The sequence below is a fragment of the Veillonellaceae bacterium genome (assembly GCA_012523975.1).
GTDB lineage: Bacteria > Bacillota > Negativicutes > JAAYSF01 > JAAYSF01 > JAAYSF01.
The window spans coordinates 1-1711 of sequence record JAAYSF010000028.1; the positions used below are offsets into that span (position 1 = coordinate 1).

The 1711-nt window shown below is 49.0% G+C and carries 2 protein-coding genes; one reads left to right on the plus strand and one right to left on the minus strand.

Annotation, left to right across the window (positions count from 1 at the left end):
- Positions 1 to 1331, minus strand: a 1331-nt coding sequence (locus tag GX348_03980) for an AAA family ATPase (protein NLP41347.1), incomplete at its 3' end; no start/stop codon positions are given.
- 186 nt (positions 1332 to 1517) lie between these two features.
- Here GX348_03980 and GX348_03985 point away from each other — a divergent pair.
- Positions 1518 to 1711: TIGR03905 family TSCPD domain-containing protein (locus tag GX348_03985; protein NLP41348.1), on the plus strand; the 194-nt coding region annotated here is incomplete at its 3' end.

Here is a 1711-nt window from a genome sequence, read left to right on the forward strand (position 1 = left end):
ACTACATCAGCATCAAGCGGTTGGTCTTCGTCACGCACAAATTGCGGCGCCCCCTCGACGCCGCCGGTAGCCTCCAGCATCCTGTGAATGGTAGCCGTTTCCCGGCCGGTCGCCTCACTCAGCCGCTTAGCCGCCCGTCCGGTTGGCGCTCCTAATAATATTTTAAAGCCCTGCTGTTCAAGTACAGCTAGAATTCCTTTAATTACAGTTGTTTTGCCGGTACCTGGTCCGCCCGTCAAAGCCAAGACCCCATGGGCCAGCGCCGATATCATTGCTTGGCGCTGAGCCTCTGCCAACTTAATTCCTGAACTTTTTTCCCACTTGACCACTATATCCTCATAATCATCACTTGGAGTTGAACGGGCTCTATCTTTCAATCGTAGAAGCCGTTGCGCAACCTGCTTTTCGGCATGGTATAAATAGCGTGGATATATCAGCGTCATACCGTGATAGTCTTCGACGCAGAGCTTGTCCTGTTTCAAAAGGCCGGTCAGATGCATCGCAACGTCCACCCTATCAACTACCAGTAACTTGGCGCTCTCCTGTACCAGTAATTCCTCAGGCACGCAGCAATGTCCGGCATGAGCTGTCTGCAGCAAGGCAAAGTCGATACCAGCCGTCAGCCGATCGGCATTATTACGCTCAACTCCCAACGACATAGCGATTTGATCGGCAGTCCGGAAACCGATCCCGCTAACCTCTTCGGCCAGCCGATAGGGGTTTTGCTGAAGAACATCGATGGAAAATGAACCGTACTGGGCAAAAATTTTGGCAGCATAGGCCCCGGTCACGCCATGGGTTTCAAGGAACAGCATAAGCTCGCGCAGCTCGGCATGTTCGGTAAACGATTTACGAATGACGTCTGCCTTTTTCGTGCCAATCCCCTCAACTTCAATCAGCCGATGGGGTTTATATTCAATAACATTTAATGTTTCAATGCCAAAATGCTTCACCAACCGCGCGGCCAGTGCCGGACCGATGCCCTTGATTGCTCCCGATGCTAAAAACCGTTCAATTCCTTTAACACTGGTCGGGGCAATTCGTTTGTATGATGAAGCACGAAACTGACGACCAAACCGGGCATGCTCTACCCATTCGCCAAATAGTTCGAGTTCCTCGCCTACCAGCGGCGCCGGCACATTGCCCACAACCGCAATAGTATTGCGCTCATTATTGGGAACGACCCGAAATACCACAAAGCTTCCGTCACCGCTCTGAAAAGTTATATTCTCAACTACTGCTCTAAGCTGTTCCAAATTCTCAAACTCCCTGCTCGACAATCCGCTTTCTTTCCTTTTGTAATTCGGAAAGTCAGCCGTCAAATCCTGCATCGACTTAATACACATTCGTCCTTGCCACTTCTTACCGTTCAATAGTAAAATATATACTATATTTCAAACTGTAGACATAAGGCAAAAAACGAGATTGCGACGTCCCTCGGTGCTCGCAATGACAGTTAAATAAAGGTGTCATCGCGAGCAAAACGTGGCGATCTCAATTGAAAGGAGCTACATATAATGCATAAATTTATTACCTCGGGCGTATGCGCCAAGGAAATTACTTTTGATATTGACAATGGAGTAATAAAAAAGGTGTCATTCTCCTCGGGCTGTTCCGGCAACCTTCAAGGCATCAGCCGCCTGGTCGAAGGAATGCCGATTCAGGAGGTTATAAAGCGCTTAAAAGGAATCTCCTGCGGCGGTAAAGATAC